This window comes from Sphingobacterium sp. UBA1498 (assembly GCF_002325125.1).
Taxonomy (GTDB): Bacteria; Bacteroidota; Bacteroidia; order Sphingobacteriales; family Sphingobacteriaceae; genus Sphingobacterium.
The window spans coordinates 104,138-124,548 of record NZ_DCRG01000005.1 but is presented as its reverse complement, the minus strand read 5'-3'; the positions used below and the strand labels follow the sequence as shown (position 1 = coordinate 124,548).

The 20,411-nt window shown below is 42.9% G+C and carries 15 protein-coding genes; 12 read left to right on the top strand and 3 right to left on the bottom strand.

Annotated elements, in window-relative coordinates:
* Positions 1 to 121 precede the first annotated feature (121 nt).
* The 8 genes from B3139_RS05420 (at position 122) to B3139_RS05385 (ending at position 11,881) form a co-directional block, all read left to right on the top strand.
* The gene (locus B3139_RS05420) at positions 122 to 883 is read left to right on the top strand and encodes an SDR family NAD(P)-dependent oxidoreductase (RefSeq protein WP_293880565.1); all 762 of its coding nucleotides are present in this window, start codon (positions 122 to 124) and stop codon (positions 881 to 883) included.
* Between the two features lie 117 nt (positions 884 to 1,000).
* A complete protein-coding gene (locus B3139_RS05415; protein ID WP_293880563.1) occupies positions 1,001 to 1,573 on the top strand; it encodes a Crp/Fnr family transcriptional regulator in 573 nt (190 codons plus the stop codon).
* A 353-nt stretch (positions 1,574 to 1,926) separates the two neighbouring features.
* Positions 1,927 to 2,451, top strand: coding sequence for an RNA polymerase sigma factor (locus B3139_RS05410; protein ID WP_293880561.1), 525 nt, complete (start codon positions 1,927 to 1,929; stop codon positions 2,449 to 2,451).
* Between the two features lie 120 nt (positions 2,452 to 2,571).
* Positions 2,572 to 3,585, top strand: a complete 1,014-nt coding sequence (locus tag B3139_RS05405) for a FecR family protein (RefSeq protein WP_293880559.1) — start codon at positions 2,572 to 2,574, stop codon at positions 3,583 to 3,585.
* A gap of 61 nt (positions 3,586 to 3,646) precedes the next feature.
* On the top strand, positions 3,647 to 6,634 hold the full coding sequence (locus B3139_RS05400) for a SusC/RagA family TonB-linked outer membrane protein (protein ID WP_293880557.1): 2,988 nt from the start codon (positions 3,647 to 3,649) through the stop codon (positions 6,632 to 6,634).
* Between the two features lie 18 nt (positions 6,635 to 6,652).
* The gene (locus B3139_RS05395) at positions 6,653 to 8,281 is read left to right on the top strand and encodes a RagB/SusD family nutrient uptake outer membrane protein (RefSeq protein ID WP_293880555.1); all 1,629 of its coding nucleotides are present in this window, start codon (positions 6,653 to 6,655) and stop codon (positions 8,279 to 8,281) included.
* Positions 8,282 to 8,339: 58 nt separating this feature from the next.
* Positions 8,340 to 10,373 carry a beta-L-arabinofuranosidase domain-containing protein gene (locus B3139_RS05390; protein WP_293880553.1) on the top strand — a complete coding sequence of 678 codons (2,034 nt, stop codon included), beginning with the start codon at positions 8,340 to 8,342 and terminating at the stop codon, positions 10,371 to 10,373.
* A gap of 149 nt (positions 10,374 to 10,522) precedes the next feature.
* A complete protein-coding gene (locus B3139_RS05385) occupies positions 10,523 to 11,881 on the top strand; it encodes a hypothetical protein (RefSeq protein ID WP_293880551.1) in 1,359 nt (452 codons plus the stop codon).
* Positions 11,882 to 11,943: 62 nt separating this feature from the next.
* On the opposite strand, the gene B3139_RS05380 is transcribed toward B3139_RS05385, so the two are convergent.
* On the bottom strand, positions 11,944 to 12,912 hold the full coding sequence (locus B3139_RS05380) for a hypothetical protein (RefSeq protein WP_293880549.1): 969 nt from the start codon (positions 12,910 to 12,912) through the stop codon (positions 11,944 to 11,946).
* A 139-nt stretch (positions 12,913 to 13,051) separates the two neighbouring features.
* Between B3139_RS05380 and B3139_RS05375 the strand changes: the two genes are divergently transcribed.
* Positions 13,052 to 15,574 carry a TonB-dependent receptor plug domain-containing protein gene (locus B3139_RS05375; protein ID WP_293880547.1) on the top strand — a complete coding sequence of 841 codons (2,523 nt, stop codon included), beginning with the start codon at positions 13,052 to 13,054 and terminating at the stop codon, positions 15,572 to 15,574.
* Here B3139_RS05375 and B3139_RS05370 read toward each other — a convergent pair.
* Positions 15,528 to 16,073 carry a hypothetical protein gene (locus tag B3139_RS05370; RefSeq protein WP_293880545.1) on the bottom strand — a complete coding sequence of 182 codons (546 nt, stop codon included), beginning with the start codon at positions 16,071 to 16,073 and terminating at the stop codon, positions 15,528 to 15,530. The two genes, B3139_RS05375 and B3139_RS05370, sit on opposite strands and share 47 nt — an antisense overlap.
* Before the next feature lie 636 nt (positions 16,074 to 16,709).
* On the opposite strand from B3139_RS05370, the gene B3139_RS05365 reads away from it, so the two are divergent.
* Both B3139_RS05365 and B3139_RS05360 read left to right on the top strand, forming a co-directional pair.
* Positions 16,710 to 17,423 (top strand): LytTR family DNA-binding domain-containing protein, encoded by a 714-nt coding sequence (locus tag B3139_RS05365; RefSeq protein WP_349676336.1) that lies wholly within the window; start codon positions 16,710 to 16,712, stop codon positions 17,421 to 17,423.
* Positions 17,424 to 17,469: 46 nt separating this feature from the next.
* Positions 17,470 to 17,784, top strand: a complete 315-nt coding sequence (locus tag B3139_RS05360; protein WP_293880543.1) for a MerR family transcriptional regulator — start codon at positions 17,470 to 17,472, stop codon at positions 17,782 to 17,784.
* A gap of 254 nt (positions 17,785 to 18,038) precedes the next feature.
* On the opposite strand, the gene B3139_RS05355 is transcribed toward B3139_RS05360, so the two are convergent.
* Entirely contained in the window at positions 18,039 to 18,824 is a 786-nt protein-coding gene (locus B3139_RS05355; protein WP_293880541.1) for an AraC family transcriptional regulator, read from the bottom strand.
* 92 nt (positions 18,825 to 18,916) lie between these two features.
* On the opposite strand from B3139_RS05355, the gene B3139_RS05350 reads away from it, so the two are divergent.
* Positions 18,917 to 20,410, top strand: a complete 1,494-nt coding sequence (locus B3139_RS05350) for a TolC family protein (RefSeq protein WP_293880539.1) — start codon at positions 18,917 to 18,919, stop codon at positions 20,408 to 20,410.
* Position 20,411: the final 1 nt, after the last annotated feature.

The window sequence follows — 20,411 nt, the reverse complement described above, 5'->3', positions numbered from 1 at the left end:
TTCATATGATCATATGATCAGAAATTGTTCTTCTATAAATCAGTTAAGTGGATTTTGCGTCAAATGTCTCCGTTTTCGTTTTCTAAACTACAGAACTTTGTTTCAACAAAATTTTAAAACAATGGAATTACAAGACAAAGTAGCAGTTATTACCGGAGGAAACAGTGGAATTGGTTTTGGCATTGCCAAAGCGTTCAAAAACGAAGGGGCATTAGGAGCAATTGTGGGCCGGAACAGTGAGACGATGAAGGAGGCATTAGACACGTTGGGGAGCGTTTTTACGGGGATTACAGGTGACGTCACTGAAGCGGATGATTTAGAAATGATTTTTCAGAAAGCTTTCGAGCGCTTCGGAAAAATCGACGTTCTTGTCGTCAACGCTGGAGGAATGGCGCAGGGGGCTAAGATGGGTCCAGTGACTTCAACGTCAGAAGATAGCTATGATAAATTCATGGATCTAAATCTAAAAAGCGTTTACTTCACGGTGCAAAAGGCCTTACCTTTTCTCAAAGATGGCGCTTCAGTGATACTTATTGGATCTGTTGCTGCTCATCAGGCTTCATCAGACATGTCACTTTATGCAGCAGCCAAATCAGGAGTAATCTCTTTTGCCAGAGGTTTTTCTCTGGATCTTTTAGAAAGAAAGATCAGAGTGAATGTAATCTCACCGGGGATAATTGATACCCCGGTCATAAATAAGATGGTGCCCGCAGAGCATATCAGCAGCGTCAAAGAGCTTTGGTCGAGCAATATTCCCATGGGTAGGATTGGGCAGACCGAGGATATCGGAAATGTTGCCGTGTTCCTGGCATCGGTAAAATCCGCTTATATGTTAGGAACAGAAATTATTGTGGACGGTGGAATTTCCAGTATTTCGAAGTAATTATTTTACATCTAATAAGAGACGGTTTTATGGCCGTCTTTTTTTTCATTCATCAAAAGGTTTGGAAACCGTTCTTCTGTTTATAGGAATTTGAATAACTTTATAAAAAGTTATTATATGCATCAGGCCTTTATCGATTACCTTAAAAAAACCGGGTTAAATGATCTGGAATTGCAAAGAATAGAAAAAGTAATAATTCCCCGCAAACTCCGTAGGCGACAGTATCTTTTGCAAGAAGGTGAAATTGCTCGTTATAACTGTTTTGTGGTTAGTGGATGCCTCCGGATGTTTCATCTAAGCAAAAGCGGGACCGAACACATTCTTCGATTTGCTATTGAAAATTACTGGTTAAGTGATTATGAAAGCTACCATGCGGGTAAGCCTTCCAAGTGTTTTATTGAGGCGCTAGAAGACTGCGAGCTGATTCTTATAACAAAAGAAGACCTGGATCTTTTGTGTAACGATATTCCAAACCTGCGAATGCTTAAAGACAACTGGGAAGTTCAATGTTCTGATGCTAGCCAGAATAGGATTCTCAGCATTATTAGTGAAACTCCAGAAGAACGATATGCCCGTTTTTTGCAAACCAATCCCCATGTTTTCAATAGGGTACCCTTGCACATGGTAGCCTCTTATCTCGGCATGTCCAGGAAGACAATAAGCAGAATAAGGCAAAGCTATGGAAGATAGAACTTTTCCTCCAAACTTTCTGATAGCGCTACAGCTTAAATCTGTAAAAAGTAAATAATATTTTAGTCTCATATACGCCACTCAATAAATTTTAATATAATTTTTGCGCAAGTACGTAAATTTTAAATTGTGAACGTATATATAGCTAGAATGACTGATTATATCCAGCTGCCGCTACGTTTCCGATTATAGAGAAAATAAACATCAGAAGATCGTGTGCGTCTATTTAAAGTGACCAAAAAGATCTGGAGTAACTACATTTTTTAAACACGACATTAGGGAAATAATTTAATAGCTCTAAATTTTTAATATAGATAAGAGCAATAGGAATAAAATTTTTTAGTACAGTCCAAATGATAACACAGATTGACGAGACAGGTTTCAAAAGTATCTTTTACGAATATTACGACATTTTGTACTCTGGATTCTATAAAAAAACACAATCGGATATCGTATCTCAGGACTTGGTGCAACTTACATTTATAAGATTCTGGAAATACCGAGAGAGTTTTAATCCGGAGATTGCTATTGAAATCCAGTTGTTTAGAAAAGGAAAACAAACTTATATAGACTGGCTGCGGAAAGAAGCACGAAATAGAGAATTGATGGATAATATACGGTATCAGCAGACTATACCTATCGAAGAATTATCGATTGATCTTAGAGATTCTTTACTACATGCGATTGACAAACTTCCAGAAGTGCGACGAAAGGTATTTCATTTAGCCTATATTGAAGGTTATAGTCACAAGGAAATTGCCTCAAAGCTGGGAATATCGGTCAGAACAGTCGATACGCATATCTATAAAGCATTGAAACAATTGCGGAAAATATTGGCTTTCATATTTATTTTAATCCATCTCCAGCAATTTCCCTAGGATGATTTAATAGAAGCGAATCTTAAAAAGTGAAACTTTCTCAAATAAAAAAAAGTTAGGGTACGTAATATTCAATTTGTAAACGTATTTATTTTAAAAATACTGATTATAAACCGTAAAATGGACGAGAAGTTGATTGAACAATTTTTTTCAAACAAGTGCAACCTCAAGGAAACTGAGGAACTGGCGGCCTATTTTGAAAAAAATGAACACGAGCTGGATCGCATTAAAATATTTGAGGATTTACAAGAATATGAGCTACTTTCTAAATCCAGTTTTACTAAAAGACGTATTTACCGAAGTTTTCCATTTTTAAAAAGTGGTGTCGGATTTACCTATTTGAAAGGGGTTGCTGCAGTTCTGCTCGTTGGAACTTTTTCATTCTTTATTTGGAAATTCTCATTAAAAGCTCCGACATTATCCATCAAAGATGACCCTGAGTATGTTGTCAATAATCAAGACAATACATATAAATTGATAACGTTACCAGATAATTCGACATTGCTACTCTGGCCGCAGGCAAGAATTTCTTACAAAAAAAGCTTTTTGAAAAAACGGTTCGTTAAACAGCTTTATGGGAAAGTCAAGTATTCAATAACTCCTAATAATGAGAATCCATTTATAACACGATATGAGAATATAGAAACAAAGGTGTTGGGGACTGTATTTACGATTCATGAAGCGAGGAATAGGAGTTTGTCAATAGACCTTAGCCAGGGAAAAGTTTGGATACAGGATGTTGGACGTCTTATCAAACCAATCATTCTAGATAAAAACGGTAGAGTTCTCATAGATAGACAAACATTGACCTATGAGCGTGTCGCCAAGAATACTGAATTATTAAAAAACAGTTGGGCCGAAGAAAGTAGACTGGCTAAGAAAAGTGCTTCCCAAGGTATCAGTGAATGGACAAATGACCATATTAAACTAAACGGACTAGATAATGTGGATTTTGTTGATCTTATTGAGCGTATTTATAATGTGCAGATTATTATAAAGCGTTCATCAATCCTAAACGGAAATTTTACGGGATCAGTATTGTACAATGAAGATCTAAAAATTTTACTCGAAAGTTTCTGCGAAACGAACGGATGCACATACCGAAGCGATTCGCATATCATATATCTCGAATAGCAATAAATACTTAATATATAACCTTAATTAACTGATTATAAACTATCTTAATGGAATTTCCATGCAAAAAAAAACCTATTATCTATTTTTTTTCATTCTCCTGATCACCGGTTTTCGATCTATGGCGCAGACTAAAGCCGCAGCTATAGGAAAAGTGCTTTCTTCATCAGGTGAAGCTATCAGTAACGCAACAATCGAGGCAATTAGCGTTAAGTCAAAGACCAAAGCTGTTGTTTCATCAAATGACAAAGGCATTTTTGAGTTCAATAATTTATCTACTGATGATAAGTACAATCTATTTATTCGCCATGTAGGTTTTCAACCTGATTCAATTATGGGTTTCATCGTTAAAGCAAACCGTTCCAACAGTCTTTTGATACGCCTCTCGGCAAAGCAAGCTACTTTGGACGAGGTTGTCGTTATTGGTTATGGCGCTCAGCGCCGTAGCGAAATTACCTCGGCGATTTCGAGTGTAAAAAAGGAATCGTTCATAAAAGGTGCCGTGCAGGATGCCGCGCAGCTTCTTCAGGGTAAAGTTGCTGGACTGGGCGTTACTGTTCCCAATGGAAACCCTACAAGCAATTCCCAGGTAAGTCTACGTGGTGTAGGAACATTATTGTCTGGTTCGACTCCACTAGTTATCATTGACGGAGTTCCCGGTGATCTGAATACTGTTGCCCCGGAGGACATTGAAAGCATTGACGTGCTTAAGGACGGTTCTGCTGCAGCGATCTATGGAACCCGTGGGAACAATGGCGTTATTTTGGTAACAACCAACAAAGTAAGAGGTGTACAGTCAGGTGCTGAAATCCAGTCGTACATAAGTACCCAAACGATCCAGAGACGTTTAAATATGATGAACGCTGAACAATACCGTGAGTTGGTCGAGCAGAAAAAACCTGGAGCGATCGATTATGGGTATTCCGTAGACTGGTTGGACGAGGTTTTGCGCAAACCAGTTACTTCGGTTACAAACGCGAATTTATATGGTGGTACAACAGCATCAAATTATATTGCCAATTTTAATTACCGCTCAGCTGAAGGTATCATAAAACGTTCCGACAACCACGTTATAACAACAAGGTTGGAGGCAAACCACGCGATGTTTGACAACCTGCTGAAATTCAACTTCAACATTATGGGAAGGCAGCAAGATTTTCAGGCCCTGGGAGATGGGAATAGTTTCAATGGTGATATCTACAGAAACGCTTTAATAGGTAATCCAACAGACCGTGTGAAAGACGATAATGGAAATTGGGTAGAACATCCCGTTATGAATGGCTACATGAATCCATTAGCCGCGATATATGAAAGCGATGGAAAAAATAAGAGCAGCCAGGTCCGTACTTTTGGTTCAGTCACATTGACTCCGATAAAACCTTTATTTATTCGCGGGCTGCTTTCGCGTACCGTCTTAAACGAAACCCGGGGATATTCAGAGTCGAAAAAACATATTTCTAATATACGTAACAAAAGAAATGGATATGCTTCTCGCGGTACTTCAAGAAAGACAGAGGATCTTTTGGAATTAACGACGCAATATCAGCAAAATTTCGGAGCCCATCATATTACAGCCTTAGCCGGATATTCTTATCAAAAGGACCAATATGAGGATTATTATATGAATAATTGGGATTTCCCTTCCGACCAATATTCTTATAATAACATGGGTGCAGGTGCTGCTTTACGCAGGGGTGAGGCTGGCGAAAACTCGCTAAAAAATGAAAACCTTCTTATTGGATTTTTCGGCCGCTTAAATTATAATTTTGACAATAGATATTTCATATCTGCCAGCCTCCGTCATGAAGGGTCCAGTAAGTTTGGCAAAAATCACAAATGGGGTAGTTTTCCTGGGGTATCGGTCAGCTGGAATCCTTTGAATGAATATTTCATGAAAGGCAATGATACCTTCACTAATTTGAAATTTCGTGCTGGCTTTGGGGTTACGGGGACTGTTCCCAATGATCCCTATATGTCATTGAGAAAATTGAATACCGGAGATAACTTTTATACAGTGGGAGGTTGGATTCCAACGATCAAACCATCATCCAACGCCAACCCTGACCTTCGCTGGGAGAAAAAAGAAGAATGGAATATCGGTCTGGATTATGGTGTATTGAACAATAGGATTAAAGGAAGTATTGACTATTATAAGCGTACCACTAAAGATATGTTATGGCAGTATAACGTTCCTATGCCACCGTATTTATATGATAACATGGTGGCAAATGCAGGTACCATGGAAAATAAAGGGCTTGAAGTTCAGATTTCTGCAAACCCAATTCGTAAAGAAAGCTTCACATGGAATTCGACGATCAACTATTCAACGAATAAAAATAAACTGGTGTCGCTATCAAATGCTCAATTTCAGGTTCATACAGGCTTTATCGATGCAGGATGGACAGGCGAACCTATTCAAAAGAATACACACCGTATCTACGAAGGTGGTGAAATGGGCAATTTTTGGGGATTTAAAACCGTTGGCGTCGATGACGATGGCCGCTGGCTAATCTTAGATAGACAGGGAAATTCCAAGTCGATTCTAAATCAAACAGATGATGATAGACAAAAAATTGGTAATGGCCTACCCAAACATCTATTGAGCTGGGACAATCAATTCGTATATAAAAGTTTTGACCTGAATATTACCATGAGAGGCGCATTTTCCTATGATATCCTAAATATGCCGCGGATGTTTTATGAGGTTCCCGTCAGCCTCACTAGAGGGAATTTATTAGCTGATGCTTACCAGCCTAAATACGGAAAAGTACTGAGTGATCAGCAGGAACTTCAATACGTGGATTATTTTGTTGAGAAGGGAGACTTCTGGAAAATAGATAACTTGACATTGGGCTTCAATCACAAAGTGAAAGATAAATTTTTCAAGTCCATGCGTTTTTATTTTTCTACCAATAACCTTTGGACGATTACTGGATATAAAGGAATCGATCCAGAAGTCAATAGATATGGTCTGGATCCTGGGGTTGACGTTTTAGGGCGCTATCCTTCTACACGAAGCTTCACATTCGGCACAATGTTTAATTTTTAATCAACTAGAACCACTATTATGAATTTGAGATACATTTCAGGTATTGTCTTATCAATGACATTCACTCTGACAACATTTTCGGCTTGTACCGATCTAAAGGAAAATATTTATTCCGAAATCTCCGAAGACAGTTATCAATATTCGCCCGGGGATGCTACACGTCAACTTGGCGCGGCTTATGCCAATCTTAAGGGATGGACCGACGCTGGAGCGGGGTTGGGAATTAGTATTGCGCAGGCAATTTCTACTGACGAAGCTATTTTTCCTGCCAATGGTTCGGGATGGGATGATGGCGGAAATTTTCGCCGCATGCACCAACATAAATGGGACGCAACGCAGGCACATGTTAAGCGCATGTGGACACTATTTTATTCGGGTGCCATCCTCTGCACAAATGTTATTGCTGTGATTGAAAAAGATGGGTTTCCTTTTGCTGCTAACGAAAATAAAGATCAGCTGATTGCAGAAGCGAGGGCTTTGAGGGCTTTTTATTATTGGTATATACTTGATAATTTCGGTGACGCTCCGTTGGTAATAACACCCTCTAGCGATATGCCGGGCACTACGCCCAGGAAAGAAATATTCAATTTCGTTGTGAAAGAACTAAATGAGGTGATTAATACCCTGCCAACAGAAAAAAGTGGATCGAATTATGGAAGGTTTAACCGTTGGGCAGCCAAAGCCTTATTGGCAAATGTATATCTCAACGCCGAGGTTTATACAGGTAAGCCAGAATGGGAAGCCTGTTCAAAAGAAGCAGACGAGATTATCGCTTCCGGTAAATATGTATTGGATCCCGATTATCGCGATCCTTTTAAAACGGATAATGAACGCTCTGGAGAGAATATCTTTGTGATTCCTTTTGACGAGGTTTTTGCCCAAGGTTTTAATTACCATCTGGCAGCTTTACATGGCGCTAACCAACGAACCTACAATCTTCAAAGTAGTCCCTGGGGAGCTGGAGCCTATAAAGGAACCCCTCAATTTGTTGATACTTACGACAAAGACGATGCCCGGTTAGCTTCTACATGGCTTTCGGGTCCACAATATGCGGCTGATGGTACGCCATTATTGGGTTCATACGATAAGATTGGCCAGCCTTTGGTATTTATTAACCGCATGCCGGACGGAATTTTCACCAGTGAGGCAGAGGGACTGCGATATTTGAAATACGAAGTTAAGAACGAAGCCCGTTCATCCTTGAGTAATGACTACGTAATCTTTCGTTATGCGCAAGTATTATTGATGAAGGCGGAGTGTCTCTTACGTATGGGGCGCAATGATGAAGCTGCCAAATTAGTTACTCAGGTACGTCAAAGGGCTTTTAAAAACATACCTGCAAAAGCAGTCGTTACGGGTCAGCAGCTGCTTGGTCCTTCGCAATATAAATACGGTTTGGTGAAGAATTATATTTTAACTCCCCAGGCTAAGGCTTATCCGTCACAATTCGGGAGATTATATGACGAGCTTGGCTGGGAACTGGCAGGAGAAACTTTCAGGAGACGTGACATGATTCGATTTGGCCATTATACCAAAGCTGAATGGCTGTCTCATCAGGCTAGTGAAGATTTTCGTGTTGTTTATCCTATTCCGCAGGATGTCGTGAATGCTAATCCTAATTTGCAACAAAATCCAAACTATAAATAAGCACCATATACCTCTTAATTAACACAACAATCTGCATTGCAGATAAAACTACATGATCATGAAGACGCGATATTTCTTATTTTCACTATGGATTGCCATTCCTTCCATTGCTTTTTCACAGAAGACCGGCATCCGTAATTCTTATCTGAACAATAGGCTTCCCTTAATGGAGAAGCCATATATCGAATTGCCTATCGGAAGCATCAAGCCCAAAGGTTGGTTATTGGAGATGCTAGAACGACAAAAAAATGGTGCTACTGGCAAAATGGATGAATTGTACCCGCAAGTTATGGGCAATCGCAACGGTTGGTTGGGCGGAGATGGTGATCAATGGGAAAGAGGTCCATATTGGATCGATGGCTTGCTGCCCTTAGCTTATATCTTAAATGACCAACAGCTTAAGGATAAAGTGCAGCCATGGATAGAGTCAATTTTAGGAAGTCAGCGAAAGGACGGAAACTTTGGGCCAGCTAAAGATTATCCCGATGAAACTGGGATCCAACGCGATAATGCAGCAGATTGGTGGCCAAGAATGGTGGTGCTGAAGATAATGCAACAATATTATTCAGCCACAAAAGATAGACGGGTAATTAATTTTTTTTCCAGTTATTTCAAATACCAGTTGAAAGAGCTACCTGGTAAGCCACTCGATAACTGGACCTTTTGGGCAAAGTATCGGGCTGCAGATAATTTGCAAGCAGTCTATTGGCTTTATAATATTACTGGTGAAAAATTTTTACTGGATTTAGGCCATTTGCTCCATCAACAAAGTTATGATTTTGTCAATATGTTCCTGCAAAGTAATAAACTTAGTCAGTTCAATTCAATCCATTGCGTCAATCTGGCGCAGGGGTTGAAAGAGCCACTTATTTACTACCAGCAAAACCCGGATAGTATGTATTATCAAGCTGTCAAAACAGGACTGGCCGATATTAGGAAGTACAATGGACTGCCGCAGGGTATGTTTGGAGGGGATGAGGGCTTACATGGTAACAATCCGACGCAGGGTTCCGAACTTTGTTCTGCTGTGGAGCTGATGTATTCGTTGGAAAAGATGTTGGAAATTACAGGTGACGTAGGATTTGCTGATCATATTGAACGGATTGCGTTCAATGCTCTCCCTTCACAGGTAAGTGATGATTTTATGGATAAACAGTATTTTCAGCAGGCCAATCAGGTCGCTGTTACCCGCCATACACGTAATTTTTACGAAGATGCGCATCATGAAGGAACTGACGTCTGCTATGGTACACTTTCAGGATATCCATGTTGTTTTTCGAATATGCACCAAGGATGGCCAAAGTTTACGCAAAACCTTTGGTATGCAACTGCCGATAAAGGTATCGCGGCATTGCTATTCTCTCCTTCTGAAGTGGTAGCCACCGTCGGTGACGGAAAATATGCCGTACATATTACGGAAGAAACCTACTATCCTGTTGATGACCTGATCAAATTTTCTGTGAATTTTCCAGATGAAAAAAATAGGGAAGTCGAGTTCCCATTCCATGTGCGTATACCTTCCTGGACTAACCAACCCATACTCAGTGTTAACGGCAAACAAATCGAAGTACACAAGTCCGGAGATATCGCTGTGATCAACAGAAAGTGGAAAAGTGGAGATAGGGTGGAGTTGAAACTCCCTATGGAAGTCGAAACCAGTCGATGGTTCGAAAATTCAATTGCAGTCGAACGTGGACCGCTGGTATATGGCCTGGAAATGGAGGAGAATTGGGTGAAAAAGGAATTTACAAATAATGATAAACCACAGTTTGGTGATCATTATTATGAAGTTACTTCGCCGACAAAGTGGAATTACGGTATCTTAGAATTTAAGAAAGAAAATATTAATGAGCATTTTGAAGTAATCATTGATACCAATAAACAGAAGTCAAAATTTTTCTGGAATAAGGAATATGCCCCCATCAAAATCAGGACAAAAGCCAAAGAAATCTTAAGTTGGAATTTGTATAATGAGATGGCAGGCCCATTACCATTTTCTGTAAGTAAGGGCGCGGGCAATGTTGAAGAAATAAGTTTAATTCCATACGGTTGTACAACGCTAAGAATATCAGAATTTCCTTTAGTTCGTTGAAGTGCCTTGTGAAGACGTGTTTTTACAGCCTGTGTCTGGTGGTTTTTCCAGTAGCAGTAAAAAAAGAGGCCCGCCCATTAAACCATATCGTGATGAAAAAGGTTACCAAATGGTATAATGGGGTATCAATACAAAAGGTAACGTAAATTATGTATGAACGCTTAAGGATTCTCGCTTCGCCACTTTTTATTCTTTTTCTGGTGCTGCTGCTCGTGAACGACTTCTATTTAAAAGGGGCATTTCACAATGTGCTGACAGGAAAGATCTCCGATTTTAGTGGGCTTTTTATATTCCCTATTTTCTGGTCGGCAATCTTTCCCAAACGGAAAGCCCTGATTTTTATAGCCACAGCAGTGCTATTTACCTTTTGGAAAAGTGAGTATTCGACGGGGCTCATCCAATGGATGAATCCTTATTTTGCTGTAGGACGGACAGTCGATCTTTCCGATCTCATGGCATTGCCCATGATCGGTTTGGCCTGGTTGTATACAAAGAGCGAATCCCGGACTGCCATCCCGCCCGCGTTCATGCTGCGCCTAAGTACTTACCTGATCGGTATGGTGGCTATGTTCGCTTTTTGTGCCACCACACAGCCGCGATATATTCAAGTTTTTGAGCAACCGCAGTATGTCTTACTAAAGCATCCGACACTCAAGAATTTTGAACCTTACTATGGCTTTCAATTTTATAAAAAAGATTCGCTGCTTGTTGTTAAAATAGATTATTTATATACCAACAGGCCTGCCCGGAGCGATGATTACAATAAAAATAAAAATATCCAACAGCTCGATCAGGACGTGTTAAGCATTATCGGGGACAGTGCAACGCGTATTCCTGTTGGAACAATCACCCAGCTCACCATCCAAACGGAGGAGGGCACGGATTCGTTGCGATTTAACGGCGGACGCCTCGATGGACCATTGCTAAGAACAAAAGGTAATACGCGGGTCATAGAAGGATTTTATAAAATGGGACTGGAAGATGCTACCTGGACACTCCGCGATAGTAGCAGTAACGATAGGGTGGTACAGACATTTGTCAACGGCGAGAAAACGCAGGTAAAGCAGTATAGCGGGGATAAACTCAAGTCCTCTTCGAAGGTAAACACACGTGCCGACACCATTTTTAATACCTATGTGCAATTGGCGATGCTGACTTTAGCGGTAGGTGCGATGTGCTTCCTGTTGTACAAGAATAAGCGCACAGCAATATCTAAAACCCTAAAGCTCAGTTTGCTCTGGAAACTGCTGATATGCTTTCTGTCCCCACTGGTGGTATGGCTATTTTACGTCGGCATCATGCTCTTGCTGATGAATTACGATGAGGATATTTTTGAAGCTATAGCAACAGCTATGTTTATTTTTATAGCGGTCTGCCCATTCATGTTTATCATTGTTTTTGCGATCAAACTGGCCAAGGAAATCGATGTGCTTTTGTACTGCCTCTTGTTTGCGCTTCTGCTCAGTATCTTTAAAACCTATACCATGCTCGAAGCGCTGTCGAGCTAAACAGCGAGAAATAGCATCCAAGTTACCGCAATGCTTCGGTTACGGTAACTTGGGTATAGCTATTATCCTGCAGACATGGCTAAGGTAAGTTTGGCGTTAAATGTGAGACCGGTAGTGGTCAGCGCCTTTACAGTGATCTGATAACTCCCCGCTTTTAAATTGTCGCTTTTTTTCACGGTAACAGCACCTGTTTGGGCATTGACGCTAAACAGCTTTTCGCTATCGTCAAAGGCAACGCCATCTTTCTGTATCGAAACCAGTTCAAACGTCGATTTATAGTTTTCGGGATACAATGTGGGTGCTGCAGAGACATAGCCATTGGACAGACCGATGTGGATCAGGCTAAAATCGATGGTCAGGTTGAGGTCGGGATAATACTGGCCGAACAAAAATTTAATTTGTGGAATCAGAATCACCCGAAAGGTTGTGGAGGCCACAGGAAAGCCATCTTTCCGCAATTCGGGGCTGAGCTCGTACGCCTTTTCAGCTTTCTTGGCCGGATCGCCTGCATTTTTTGATAATGTGACCTGCGTACCCGTTATCGAAGCGATATTGTCCTGCCCGCCGGCAGAAGACAGCTGAAAACTGGCACCTGTTGTTGGGATGCCTTGGGGATCGATTTCAAAAGCAGCAGATTCGTCGCCGTACAGCACATAGGCGTAGGGTAATTCGCTGCCAGTTTTTAGTCCTTTGATCGCAAGGGTTCCCGCCGTTATCTTCAATGAAAAGTCTTCTTTGGCCACCACGGTTCCATTGGACGCTTTGGCGATTACGGTGACTTTGTACGAGTCGGGGATGCGTGCGCTACCCGATTGAGCACCATTGGGATAGAGTAGGGCACTGTTGACCTGTATGCTGCCCTTTTCGCTATCATACTGAATAGCCTGCTGCATTTTTTCACGCAGCTTGCCGCCGTTGCCCAGATTAACTTCTGCTGTTTGCGAAAAGTCAAAGCTGACGTCTATCCCTGCAGGGAAAGAAGGGGCATTCGGTATGTTAATCTCCTGAGTTTCGCCGTAGCGAAGGCTCACCGCCGCAGGTAACGAAAGCGAGATGTCGGCGGGAGTGGATGCGGTTTCTTTTTTACAGGATGATGCCGTTCCGAGTAGCAGCATCAGCGCTGCTGCCAGCGCGAGTTTTGTGTTGATGTATTTCATGTGGTAAAAAATTTTGACGAAGGTAATCATTGAAAATTATTATTGCAACAATATTGCATTTGATGTTTTCTTTTTTATTTTTGCAACGCAAACAGGAACAGGTTACATCATGTCACACCATCAGAGACAACTTTTTTTAGCAGCGCTGGGGCTATTGGCTACCGCAAATACGGTGCAGGCGCAGCGCAGATCCGCAGTGGACACCTTACGGAACATTACACTCCCCACCGCCGAAGCCATCGGCATAGTGTCGGGAAATGAGCGAAAGACGAGGCTAGACCGCAATCAGTTGGAGCGTGTACAGGCGCAAACGCTCGGCGAAAAATTGAGTCATATATCGGGGGTTCAAAATGCTTCTTTTGGTCCCAATTCAGGTGTGCCCATGATCCGTAGCCTCAGTGGAAGCCGGGTTAGTGTGCTGTCCAATGGTTTATCCATCAATGATCTGTCGGGAATCAGCCCAAACCTCAACCCAAATTTCGATATGGACAATCTACGCGAAATAGAGGTTTACAAGGGGGCCACGAGCGTGCTCTTCGGCGGAAAAGCAATTGGCGGTGCAGTTAATGTCAAAGACAATACGATTCCGGCAGTGCGGGTGCAAGGTGGAATTTCCGCTCAGGCCAAGGCCGAGTTGGGCACCAATAGCGGCAATAGCCAGTCGCTTGCCTTTGATACCAATGTTGGAAAATATGGGGTAGTCCATATCGGTGGCATGCGGCTCGCGCACGGCAACCTCAAGATCCCGGGCAATACCAAGGCCCCGATTGCTTACGATCCGAAGATCGACCATTTGACGGCCGATATGGCGCAGGTCAATGTCGACCGCGAAACAATCCGCAACCTGACGCTGTATCCCTATCTGAGCCAGTTTGTGATCGATAATCTAAACGACCCCAGGTGGGGCTTGTCGGAGGCAGACCTGTATACCTTTGAAGATTATTCTTTTATCAACGGCGAAAAGGTGCCCAATCCCCGAAATAACAAATATGTCGCTGGGCAGGATCCCAATACGCCCCTGTATACGGAAGTCGTGCACGGCATTACAGATTATGCCCCGGTGCAGCGTGGTGTGATGCCCAATAGCCATGCCGCGAAACAGGCCATCAACGCCGGCGCCAGTTACATCAGGGACAACTTTCAGGTAGGCCTCGGACTTTATGCCCTCGAGAGTTATTACGGTATACCCGGTTTCGCGCAGCGCAATAAGCCGGTGCATAGCCATACCCCCACGACATGGACGCCGATCTATGAACCGATAAACACGCGCAGCTATGCCTATGCCTGGCAGTTGGAATCTGCTTATCAACCCAAAACGCGGCTGATACCCGAGGTCAAATTGCAGTATAGAGGTGAGCTATCGGATGATCGGGAGCTTCTGGGCAGGTATCGGGTCAATAAATTTGCCAGTGCCCGTCATGCGGTTCGATCGGAAATAACCCAACAGTTTAGCCGTTTTTGGTCTGCGGTGAGTGGAGTAGATTTTTCCATTGCCGCTATAGAAGGGGAAGGGGAGCGGCGTTATATACCCAACAATTTGAGTCGGGAAGGTGGGGTCTTTACCCTGCAGACCATAGCGTTCAAACCTGTCGCTGTCCATGTAGGCTATCGGCACGATTGGGTGGCCCGGCGTACCCTTTCCGATCCAACTTACCAGCGGAGCAGGGGCTTGGCCGGAGGGAATCTTTCCGACAGGGATTTTAAGTTAAACCATTTTTCGGGAGATATCAACTATTCAATTGCTGGCATGGGCTATGTACAGGCCACCTATACACATGCTGAGCGTGCACCCGGGGTAAATGAACTGTATGCCGGAAATGACCATTTTGCAATCTTAGTGGAAGAAAATGGTGACGATCGCCTCGCTAAAGAAAGCGCCAATGCCTACGAGCTGTCCGGTGGCATAAACTATGGCGGATTAAAATTGTCGGCGACGCATTACCGCAGTTTTTTTACCAACTATCTGTATCTGGCCCATACCGGCCTTTCTCGGGCTGGAGGCTTTTTGGTGAAGGAATGGCGCGCATCAGACACCGAGATTAGGGGATGGGAGCTTATGGGGAGCTATACTTATGCATGGTCGACCGACGGCCACGTGGCATTCAATGCGTTCGCTGATCTGGTCAAAAATAGAAATACCTCGGACGATAGCATGCGCAAGTGGGCGGAAGGAGACTTTATGCCCAACCTCCCCACCAGCAGGTATGGATGGGCTGTGGCGTTTCGCTATAAGAAGTTTGCCGGCAACGCTAATTTTGACCGCTACCTCAAACAACGTTATCTCGGTAAAAATATAAACCTAGAACCTGCTATGCCATCTTATTCCTTACTGGCGGCACAGCTGGGTTACCAGGTGCGTATAAAGCGATATGAAATGCGCTACTTTATTTCAGGCAATAATCTATTGAATGTGGAAGCACGTCCTCAAAATTCCATACTCAAATATCTAGCTCCCCTGCCGGGACGTAATATTTCCATCGGCGTGAAGCTTAGTACGCCCTATCCCGCATCATCCGCCGGAGCAGCTCCATACTGATGCCCATAAATTGAGCGAGCTCCTTCTGCGTAATGTATGCAAGGAGCTCAGGATAATGATTAAAAACAAAATCATATTTGTCCTGATTGTGCAGCGACAGCAGTTTGTGCCGATAGTCAAGATAGCCGAGCTGCTTATCCTTGAGGTGGGCGTACAGGTAAAAAACCTTTGGGTTGTATGCATTGATCGCTTCCAGTTGACGGAATGAGGTGCGAAATGTGTGGCAGTCGCTCAGCGCAACAAAGCGATAATTGTGCTTCTGATTAGGGATCATCAGCGATTCGCCGGCAAGGGCATAGCGTACCGGGCAGGTCTTTTCATATTTGCCAAAAATCCCCTCGGTAATCAGATACAGATCGCCCCAGTCGTTCACCAGGTGCTCGCCCTTAACGAATTTTTCCGCTTCCAAGAGTGACGATAGCTCGGGGATATCTTCTCGCCAATGGGGAAGGATATCCTTAAAAAAAAGGTCGAGCTGCGCATGTTTATTTCTCCTCATATGTAAGCATTTGGTCGTTTTGCCTGTCTAACATGGAGCAGCAATTTATCAAACTTATAACGAGATAGCAATTTTTGGGAAATATAGGTTTTCAATAGGGTTAAAAAGGGTATATACAGGGATAAGTAGGAATGATGCAATTGAACTTGTATGCAATAAACCTATTCGTCCCTATAAATTACTTTATTTCCCATTACTTCTATAGATAAAATGTAATGCACATATTTGTAGCGTTGACACGCAATGGTCCAAAGCAATGCCTAGTAAATGGGCACGAAAATAAGTTAAATGATAAATTTTTCGTTGCTAAAGAAAAGTGGATAATAGACGGCGAAAAGGGGACTTAAATGACCAAATAAGGGTGGTAAAATTTATTGTTAATCAGGTTGTTATCATGTAATGTCGCTGGCCATACGTTGTAGTATCGTTGCGGCTTAAATGTTAATTAATAATATCGGTAAAAAAATTGTTTTAAAATTATAACTTGACATGTTTATGTTTAATTATTATCTTAGCTTAAAATTTCAGTGATATGATGATCCTAGCAACAGTTTTAATACGAATGAAGACAACGAATGGAAGTGACCGACAGTTCACCCTATTTTAATGTTAAACTAACTTTTATAAACCCAGGTAATGGCAAAATACGATGTAATGATTATTGACGACGATCCCTACGATAACCGTATCGCAGCGAGCGCATTCCGACAAATCAATGAGGTCGGTGAAGTGCGGTGTTTTACAAAACCGATTGATGGTTTCAACAGCATCATGGACAATCCCCCGGATGTATTGCTTTTGGATGTGGAGATGCCCGAGATGTCGGGGATGGATCTGTACCAGACACTGCCGCAGGCAAAGAGACCGCCGGTTATTCTATGTACCCATTCAGATCAATATGCTTACAAGGCCATCAAAATCGCGGTGGCCGACTACCTCATCAAACCGGTGCGGTTTCCCGATCTCTTTGTCGCTTTCGAGCGCGCGCTCTATCAGAAAAATGTAAACATCAACATGCCTTTCCAGATTGAGCCCATCGGGAAATGGTTTACCTTCAAAAAGATGGATCGATTTGTACTGTTCACTGATATCCTGGCGGTATCGTCCAGTAAAAATTATGCAATCTTTCACCTGCGGCAGGCAGAGGACGATTTTAACTACCGCATCACGATGGACGAGGTGCAAACGATGCTACCAAAAAGTACTTTCGTGCGCGTACACCGCGGTTTTATTGTGAGTGTCAACTTTGCCAAGAAAGTTGTCAATCGTAAGATTTTATTCCCTGAACGTACCGATCTAGATATTAGCGTGAGTATGATGGGGCTGCTAAGATTACGCCAATACGCCTGATGGGTGTATGGGTTATACACTTTTTATAAACCTTAAATTAATAACAATGCCCAAAAAACAATACCTCCGGGGCTTACTATTAAGTCCAGGGCAGGCCTATGCCCAAAAATTAATCTTACTGGAACTCCTGGCCGTCAAGCGTCAGCTCGCAACATACCTCGACCTACAGGAGCAGCTGGAACAGGAAAATGTGCTGCTGCGAGATGCCGAATATGTCAAATCGCATGTCGGCATCTCCACCGAAACCCTCTATCGGCTGCAGCGCGATGGGCATATCTGCATTGCCAAGCGCGTACACAACAAACGCTACTACCGCGATGTGGATGTGGAGCGGCTGCGCCAACATTACCGCGGCCTGTAGTACGGTCTTCCCTACATTTTTACCTATTGAAATGGAGCTGATTGGAGCGCCGCCCCGCCTGGGGCGGCGTTTTTAGGCAATTGGCCACTTTCTCCCGACCTTTTCCCAACCAATTCCTGCCTTTACAGCAATTTTCATCGTACGGGCATCGGGTGCCCCTCGGCCCAAATTCGAACAAGACCCGAGGCGAACCCGATAAAATTCCGATCAATGCTGGGAGTTGGTAACATGTAAATAGGGAGTTAACAGTAGAATTAGCGCTTTTTTAGTCTAAATTCTGTCGGCCTCATATTGGTGAGTTGCTGAAAGTTGTTGCTAAATGCAGCGATATTTGAATAGCCAATGGCATAGGCAATCTGGGTCATGTTCAAATCGCTATCTTTGATCAGTTCCATGGCCCGAATAATCCGCAGCATTTTTAAATACTGAACAAAAGTGATATGCAGCTTGGTCTGGAATAATCGGGTCAGGCTGCGTACACTCATGCCCGATTGCTGCGCAATGGTATCCAGGCTGAGATCTTCATGTAACCGATTTCTAATGTTGTCCGTAATAGCATTGAGCCGTTGATCGTCTGTTGTCGGCAGTTGGATGGAGAATTTTTTGAGCTTTTCTTGTGATAGTACGCCTTTAAGTGTGGTCAAAAACTCAAATTCCCATGAGCCGGCACAGTAATCACCCTGCCATTTTTCGCTAAACAGGAGCATTTCTGCAAGCAGCTTACTCACCGGATAAATACCCAGCTCGTCATAAAAAGCACTCGATTTCTGTGCAGGAAAGTAAATATTGATAATGTACAGATCCTGCGTATTAAACATCAGGTTGTGCGGGTAGTGCGCTGGAATCCAGATATAATGATTGGAAGGAATATAGAAATCCTTTTCGTCGGTCTGCAGATAAGCAATGCCCCCATACACCATCAGCAACTGCGCCTTGTCGTGCTGGTGCGCAGGCAGGCGCTGTTCGGTCTGCTGTCGCATGACAAGGATGGAATCGGGATGTTGATCCACACGGTTGATTAATTCGCTAAGCCTATCCATGTGGCCAAATTTAGTAAATAATAGGCTAATTATATAAAAACTTGGTCTGCGGTGTTGGATAATTTTGCGGTGTTAATCTTCATAAAATCAACATGGAACAAAAAATCATAAAACCCGATAAACGAATATCGCCGCTTCCATCGGAAGAAACGGACAAATCGTATCGGTATTGGCTGGCTTGCGCCTATGCCAGTCCGCTGATGCCCCTATGCGATTTAACATTCGTTTTTGATGCAATGAAAAAGATGCTCAAAAACTGCTTAAAAGCCAAGCCTATTTTCGGCATACTGTTGCTGCTGGTTGCGCCCGCTATTTACGCGCAGCAGACCGAAAAAATCGAACCCTTAAGTTTGGAAGAAATGTGGACCGTGGCCGAGAAAAATAACCGGCAGCTCAAACTATCCGACCTCGATCTGCAGCAAAGTAAACTAGCAATTTTGGAAGCCAAAGACCGCCTGCTGCCCGAACTATCGGTGGGCGGCGATGTAAAACTCAATTCCAAATTTCTGATCTATGACGATGGATTGTTTGCTGCACCGCAGGATGTGCCTGTAAAAGGCTACGGCTATGGGGTGGGCTACAACCTGAATTTTAATCTGTACAACGGCGGGAAGGATAAAAGGAATATCGCCCTGAAAAAGGAAGAGACGACGCGAAAGCAGTATGAAGCAGAGCAGCAAAAGCATCACGTAAAATATGATGTCGCTGTTGCTTATTTCGATCTCTACAAGTTTTTGCATTTCTACGATTTTCTTGACGCAGAGATCCAAGCAGAGAAAAAGCAAAAGCGATTAATAGAAAGTCTGCACAACAACGGTACTGTGCTTAAGAGTGATGTGCTGAGAACCTCGGTGAAATTGTCGCAATTGGAACTCAATCTTTCCGATCTGACAAAAAAGATTGAAATCGCCAAACAACGGCTCAATATACTGATGGGGCGTGCAAACGACGCCGCATTGGCAATCACCCATACAGACAGTGCTGCATTAAATGTCTTTGAAGATGATCGCTACACCGCGTATGTAGACCTGGCGTTTAACCAATCCCCGGCATACAAAATAGCCCATAGTGACATCACATGGAGCGAACTGAACGTCAAGCAGATGAAAGCGATGGTATTGCCCAAAGTTTCTTTGTACGCGAACTATAATTACACCTATCCACAGATTTCCTTTTATCCGTATTCAAATGACCTGTGGGGATTTGGCCAGACAGGGATCAAAGTGCAGTACGCCATTGACAACCTGTTCAAAAGTAAACATGCAATCGCGCATGCCCAGGTGGTTAGTAGGGAGGCGCAAGAAAAAGCAGACATTCAAAAAGATGAAATCTATCTGCAGGTTAAAGATGCTTATTTGCAACAGCAGCAGGCTTTGGAGCGTGTCAAAACGGCCGAACAGCAAATCATCCAAACGACGGAAACCGTCCGTGTGATCAGGAGCAGTTATTTAAATCAGGAATCATTGCTGAGCGATCTTATGGAGGCTGAAAATGCGCTATTGGAAGCAAAATTTAACCGCACAACCGCACAGACAGACGTAAAAGTAAGCCATATCAGACTATTGGCTATTGTAGGAATTCTTTAAT